This window comes from Kitasatospora sp. NPDC001225, assembly GCF_053597855.1.
This window is the reverse complement of record NZ_JBSFJC010000252.1, coordinates 1-5,685: the sequence shown is the minus strand read 5'-3', so window position 1 is coordinate 5,685 and position 5,685 is coordinate 1. Positions and strand designations below refer to the sequence as shown.

Below are 5,685 nucleotides of genomic sequence, written 5' to 3'. Positions count from 1 at the left end.
GGTGTGGCGCGCCGCCACGGTACCCCCGGAAGAGGGCGGCCCGGTCGGCGGCGGCCCGCCGCCGTCACGCGCCGATCAGGGCCCGCGGGTCGAAGCCTTCGTCGTCCCAGCCGTAGGTGGAGAAGCCTCTCCCGCCGGAGAGGTGGTGGGTGAGGGCGGCGTGGGCGGTCGGGAACATCGGCAGCGGGAGCCCGTCGGCCGGGGACCAGACCGCGTCGAGGTGCTTGTCCGGCTCGGTGTTCGTCAGCTCGCCGCGCCACGCGGTGGCGAGGAACACCGACAGCAGGAACGGGTGCTCGCCGTCCCAGCCCGTGCGGACCTGGACGGTGTGCACGAGCCGCAGGTCCGCCGGCTCGACGAGCAGCCCGGTCTCCTCCCGCAGCTCGCGCGCGGCGGCCTCGTCGAGGCGCTCACCGACCTCGACCTTGCCGCCGGGGATCGTCCACGCCGACGCCGTGATCCAGCTGTTCGCGGCGTAGTGCAGGGTCGCGACCAGGTTCCGGTCGCGGTCGTGGGCGATCACGGCCACGGCCTGGAGAAGGCTCTCCACGGTGCTGCCTCCGGGGTGGGTGAGCGGACGGTGGTCGGGGCTTGAGGAACATCCATGCCAGTGCCGGCCCTGTCCGAGCCACCGACACGGCGTCAAGCATCATCGCGCCGCCACGGCGCCACCTTCAACGGTTGGACTGTCCGTCATCCGCTTCGAGCTCGGTCGCCGGCGCCTGGTGGGTGGTCGTCCACGACGCCAGGAGCGCCAGATTGTCAGCGGTCGGTGTGCCCGCGGGTGCCGTGTAGACGTTGAGAAGCAGGCCGGGTTCGGCGGGCAGTTCCAGGGACTCGACGTCCAGGTCGAGCCGGCCCACGATCGGATGGCGAACCCGCTTGCGGCCGGACCGGTGCAGTCGCACGTCCTGGGATGCCCACCGCTGCCGAAACAGCTCACTGCGCGTCGACAGTTCGCCGACCAGGGCGATCAGCTCCTCGTCGTGCGGATCGCGGCCGGCTTCCATGCGTAGCTTCGCGGCCACGTCACCGGCGATCTGGTCGTAGTCGACGAAGAAGTCCCTGGCCGCCTCGGGGTTCAGATAGACGAACCTCGCCGTGTTCGCGGGCCGTCGCGGGTCGGCCAGCACCGGTGAGAACAGCGCGCGAGCGAGGTTGTTCGTGGCGAGCACGTCATAACGGCCGGTACTGACCCAGGCCGGTGCGTCGGAGACCGCGTCGAGCACCTGCTGCAGCGTCGAGCGCACCGTCACGGCGGGCCTACGCCGGCGTGGGCCGCCGGGCGCCCTGGACTGGCGTGCGAGGTGGAACAGGTGGTGGCGCTCGGCCTCGTCGAGTCGCAGGGCGGAGGCCAGCGCGTCCAGCACGCCATCGGAGGCACCGGCGAGGCTGCCGCGCTCCATGCGCACGTAGTAGTCGACCGACACCCCCGCCAGTAGCGCCACCTCCTCGCGGCGCAGACCTTTGACCCGACGGTTGCCGCCGTAAGCGGGCAGGCCCGCCTGCGCGGGTGCGATGCGGGCGCGACGCGAGCTGAGGAACTCCCGGATCTCGGTGCGTGGATCCATCGTGGCCATCTCCTCACCGTAAGTCCGTCCCGCAGTCTAGGGGGTACCCGAAGCGGTCGTCGCGATGCCGCCGTCCACCGGGATCACGGCGCCCGTGAGGTAGGAGCCGGCCCGGCCGGCGAGGAACACGGCGATACCCGCCATGTCGTCGTCGCGGCCGATTCGGCGCAGAGGGGCCGCCGCCGCGATCGTGTCGCCGATGGCATCGAGTGCGGACGCCGTCATCCGCGACGGGAACACTCCCGGTGCTACCGCGTTCACCGTGACGTGCTGGGGGCCCAGCTCCCTGGCAAGCACTCTGGTGAGTTGATGGAGTGCCGCCTTGCTGCTGGCGTACGAGTAGTTGGGCGACTCGGCGACGTGGATGGCGGCGATACTGCCGATGTTGATGATCCGCGCGGGATCATCGGCGGTGCCCGCCCCGCGAAGTGCGGGGAGCAGCGCCTGCACCAGCCAGAACGGCGACTTGAGGTTGAGGTCGATCACCGCGTCCCAGGCCTCGTCCGGGAACGTCGCCAGCGGCTCGCGCCACATCGCTCCCGCGTTGTTGACGAGGATGTCCAGGCGTTCCGAGTCGCCCTTGACGAGATCGGCGAGGCGCTGACACTCGTCGTGCCTGGACAGGTCGGCGGGGATTGCCTGAACGTCGCCGAATTCGGACAGTAGACGCTGTGCCTCCGCGCACCTGTCCGCGTCGCGTGAGCTGATGACGACGCGGGCGCCCGCCTGGAGAAGGCCGCGCGCCATCATCATCCCGATGCCACTGGTGCCGCCAGTGACAAGGGCGTACTTCCCACTCAGATCGAAAAGCCCTGTGTGAGTGGTGAACTGGTTGTCCGCCATTGGTCTCCGTCCCCTTCTGTCGTGGACGAACGCGCCGACATGGTCGCGGATACGGGGCAGCTGAATCGACCTGATGGAGGTAGAGCCGCAGTGCGTGTCCATGGAGTGTTGTCGGCGCGTTCGACTCAACCAGGTTGGCAGGCGTTTCGAACGTCTGGGAGACCCTGGTGATCCAGGTACTGCGAGAGCCCCCGATGCTCGGCGACGGCCGGGCCCGCCGGTCAGTCGATGCCTTCGATGATGCGGAAGTCGCGCTCGACGCTGCCGGAGAGGGCCACCAGCGCCTCCTGGTACGCCTCGCTCTCGTAGGCCGCGACGGCCAGTTCGAAGCTGTCGAACTCGATCAGAACGACGCGTTGCGTGATTCCGGCCTCGTGGGCGACGACCCGGCCGTCAAGGGACAGGAGGCGCCCGCCCCCGGCCCGGACTGCCGGACCGGCCAGCTCCGCGTAAGCGGTCAGCCTCTCGGGGTCGGAAACGGCGGGGTAGGCGCTGACCCAGTAGCCCTTGGCCATGGAAACCTCCTGTGTTCGGCCGGGCACGTCCGACGTCGGACCGACAATCGGATCGATCGATCCCGGCATCCGCAGGCTAGGGCTTGACGGGCGGTCGAGGGAAAGACCTGTTCGGACTAGGCTCAGAACGGATCGTTATCAATCGGCGGGGAGGGCGCATGGCGCCGGACACGGTGAGCCTGCGGTACTTCCTGGTGCTGGCACAGGAGTTGAACTTCACCCGCGCGGCCGCACGGATCGGTATCGCACAGCCCGCACTCAGCGCCCGGATGCGTCGGTTGGAGGCGGAACTCGGGACGGCCCTGCTGGTCCGCACCACGCGCAGCGTCGAACTGACCACGGCCGGTGCGGCTTTGGCGGAGTCCGCTCCGCCCGCGCTGGCGGCGCTGGACCGGGCGTGGGACACCGCCCGGAGCGCGGCGGCCGGCGCACTGGGCACGCTGCGCATCGGATACAGCCTCAGCGCCGGGGCCGAGACGGCACCGGCCCTGGTGGACAGGCTGATTCGCGACAACAGCGGACTCGAGGTCGGCGCGGTCCCGATGGCGACACCGGAGATCTCCCCGGCGGTCGCCGACGGCCGCATCGATGCCGGGATCACTCGCGGTGAACAACCGGGCGATGGCGTGCGCCGGTTCCTGCTGCGGCGTTCGCGGATCGGGGTCCAGCTGGCGCAGCACCATCCGCTGGCCGAACGCGCGGAGATCGAGATCGCCGACGCGGCCGCGTACCCGCTGCGACTCCCGGACCGCGCGGCCAACCCCGTGGTCCACGATCAGCTGTCCGCGCTGTTCCGGGACACCCGACCGCACCCCCGGTTCCACACGCCCGCTGTCGCTTTCGACCTGTCCCAGCGCGACCTGCGGGACGGGGTCACCCTCGCCCCGGCCGGAGAGGCCGCGGCCACGGTGCAACCGGCCGGTCTCACCTGGCGACCGCTGAGGGGTGCGCCCGGCCTGACGCTCCACCTGGTCCTCCCACGCGAGCAGTCGCCCCTGCACCGCCGCATCCGCGCCGTCGCCAAGGCCCTGGCACGCGAACTGCACTGGCTGCCGGACTGACGCGCGGGAGGTCGAGCGAGACGGACCTCCGCGGCTGGTCGATGCGAGGGGGTTCGGTGGTGCCGGCGTCACACCGGCCAGCCGTGGGCGGAGAGCCGGTTGCCGTGGGCGATCTGGCGGAGGGCGTGTGCGGTGTAGGGGACGGTGTCGGCCGGCAGGCCGTCGAGCGGCCACCAGCGCAGTTCCGCGCACTTGTGCGGCTCCGCGTTGCGCACCTGACCGGTGTGGCGGGCCGGGCGGAAGAACAGCTGGAGGCGGCTGTGGTCGGTGTCGAGGTGGTGCAGGGTGTGGACGAGTTCGAGGTCCTCCTCGGCGATGGTGATGCCGAGTTCCTCCTCGGCCTCGCGCGTCATGGCGCGGGTGACCGGCTCGCCCCGCTCCATGTGCCCGGCCGGGAGGTGCCACAGCCCGTTGGCGTAGCTGGTGTTGCGGCGCCGTCCGAGCAGCACCGTGCCGCCGTCGAACAGGACGAGGTGGACCCCGACGACCAGCGCGAGCGGGTCCGTACCCGGTGCTCCGGCGGCCGTGTCCGCGAGGTGGCCGGTGTGGCCGGTGGGGTCGGTGCGGTTCATGCGGTGCTCCCGGTGGACTGGTCGGCTGCGGCGGCGAGCAGGGGCAGGTAGTGGTGCAGGTAGGGCGGGACCTTGAGGTCCGGCACCTCGTCGAGGGGGACCATGCGGACGGCCAGGCCCTCGTCCCCGAGCCGCAGGTCGCTGTCGGGGCCCTCCCAGACGGCGTGCAGGACGCGGGTGAGCGGGAGGCCGTGGTCGTGGTGCGGGTCGGGGAGGGGCCGCAGGCCGGTGATCTCGAGGCCGGCCTCCTCGCGGACCTCGCGCACCGCGGTCTCCCGGGCGCTCTCGTCGGCCTCCCGCCAGCCGCCGATCGGAGTCCAGTAGCCGGGCCAGGCCATGCCCGGCTTGTCTTCGCGCAGGTTCATCAGCAGTCGACCGGCGCGGTCGGTGACGAAGACCAGGACGCCCTCGAAGTCGTCGTCGGTCGGCGTGGGGCGCTCCAGGTAGAGCGGGACACCGGAGCGGTGGGCGCGCAGCACCTGCCGGAGCCGCTGGTACCGGGCGGGGGTCATACGGGCGTGCCAGTCGTGGGCCGTCTCGAACCGCCACTCGGTGTGCTCGGCCGGATCGAGGCGGATCCGGGCCTGCTGCTCGCGGGTCAGGACGCCGCCGTCGAAGACGAAGCCGCAGGCGGGGACGGGCTGCTCGGCGCCGGCCTGTTCGTGGATGACGGCGACCAGGCGCCTGCGGGCGACGGCTTCGGGATTCTCCGCGGCGAGGTCGAGGCCCAACTCCTCCCGGGCCTCGCGCAGGGCGGTGCTGAAGGGGGTCTCGCCGTGCTCGACGTTGCCGCCGGGGAAGTTCCACACGCCGGGGTCGACGGCGGAGCGCATCCCGAGGACGCGGCCCCGCGGGTCGGTGACCAGGAAGCAGCCGTAGGCGCTGGGTCGGGCGACGGTGGTGAGGTAGCCGCCGGCCGGCCGCCAACCGGGTACGGCCAGACGGCCGGTGAGCCACTCGATCACCGCGCGCTGCCCTTCGCCGGTCGGCGGCAGCCGCTCGGCGTCGGCCCACTGGTGGCCGTCATGGTCGGGCGAGAGGACGACCGGGGTGCCGTCCGGCACGACGGCGGTGAAGACGAACTGGCGTACGCGCAGGCCCCGTTGGCTGCTGAAGTCCAGGT

At 71.6% G+C, this 5,685-nt stretch carries 7 protein-coding genes; 1 reads left to right on the top strand and 6 read right to left on the bottom strand.

All coding sequences use genetic code 11. The features are described 5' to 3' along the window. Positions 1-64: 64 nt before the first annotated feature. The 4 genes from ACWDCZ_RS38435 to ACWDCZ_RS38420 form a co-directional block, all read right to left on the bottom strand. Positions 65-550 (bottom strand): NUDIX domain-containing protein, encoded by a 486-nt coding sequence (locus ACWDCZ_RS38435; protein WP_074003274.1) that lies wholly within the window; start codon positions 548-550, stop codon positions 65-67. 124 nt (positions 551-674) lie between these two features. After that, a complete protein-coding gene (locus ACWDCZ_RS38430) occupies positions 675-1,571 on the bottom strand; it encodes a helix-turn-helix transcriptional regulator (protein WP_449818370.1) in 897 nt (298 codons plus the stop codon). Positions 1,572-1,607: 36 nt separating this feature from the next. Beyond that, positions 1,608-2,414 carry an SDR family oxidoreductase gene (locus ACWDCZ_RS38425; RefSeq protein ID WP_049649129.1) on the bottom strand — a complete coding sequence of 269 codons (807 nt, stop codon included), beginning with the start codon at positions 2,412-2,414 and terminating at the stop codon, positions 1,608-1,610. A 221-nt stretch (positions 2,415-2,635) separates the two neighbouring features. Then, positions 2,636-2,929: a DUF1330 domain-containing protein gene (locus ACWDCZ_RS38420; protein ID WP_117485813.1), complete on the bottom strand. Its 294-nt coding sequence runs from the start codon at positions 2,927-2,929 to the stop codon at positions 2,636-2,638. Between the two features lie 158 nt (positions 2,930-3,087). Here ACWDCZ_RS38420 and ACWDCZ_RS38415 point away from each other — a divergent pair, with 158 nt between their 5' ends. Beyond that, positions 3,088-3,990, top strand: coding sequence for a LysR family transcriptional regulator (locus ACWDCZ_RS38415; protein ID WP_449818369.1), 903 nt, complete (start codon positions 3,088-3,090; stop codon positions 3,988-3,990). 68 nt (positions 3,991-4,058) lie between these two features. Here ACWDCZ_RS38415 and ACWDCZ_RS38410 read toward each other — a convergent pair whose 3' ends face one another. Both ACWDCZ_RS38410 and ACWDCZ_RS38405 read right to left on the bottom strand, forming a co-directional pair. Continuing rightward, positions 4,059-4,562 carry an NUDIX hydrolase gene (locus tag ACWDCZ_RS38410; RefSeq protein WP_449810941.1) on the bottom strand — a complete coding sequence of 168 codons (504 nt, stop codon included), beginning with the start codon at positions 4,560-4,562 and terminating at the stop codon, positions 4,059-4,061. Further along, a partial coding sequence (locus ACWDCZ_RS38405; protein ID WP_449818368.1) for an NUDIX domain-containing protein occupies positions 4,559-5,685 on the bottom strand: 1,127 nt, incomplete at its 5' end. The genes ACWDCZ_RS38410 and ACWDCZ_RS38405, both read right to left, overlap by 4 nt.

Excerpts from the sequence above, each read along its gene's own strand:
- ACWDCZ_RS38420 (WP_117485813.1), bottom strand. The coding sequence starts at position 2,929 with ATGGCCAAGGGCTACTGGGTCAGCGCCTACCCCGCCGTTTCCGACCCC.
- ACWDCZ_RS38430 (WP_449818370.1), bottom strand. The coding sequence starts at position 1,571 with ATGGATCCACGCACCGAGATCCGGGAGTTCCTCAGCTCGCGTCGCGCC.
- ACWDCZ_RS38425 (WP_049649129.1), bottom strand. The coding sequence starts at position 2,414 with ATGGCGGACAACCAGTTCACCACTCACACAGGGCTTTTCGATCTGAGT.
- ACWDCZ_RS38410 (WP_449810941.1), bottom strand. The coding sequence starts at position 4,562 with ATGAACCGCACCGACCCCACCGGCCACACCGGCCACCTCGCGGACACG.
- ACWDCZ_RS38415 (WP_449818369.1), top strand. The coding sequence starts at position 3,088 with ATGGCGCCGGACACGGTGAGCCTGCGGTACTTCCTGGTGCTGGCACAG.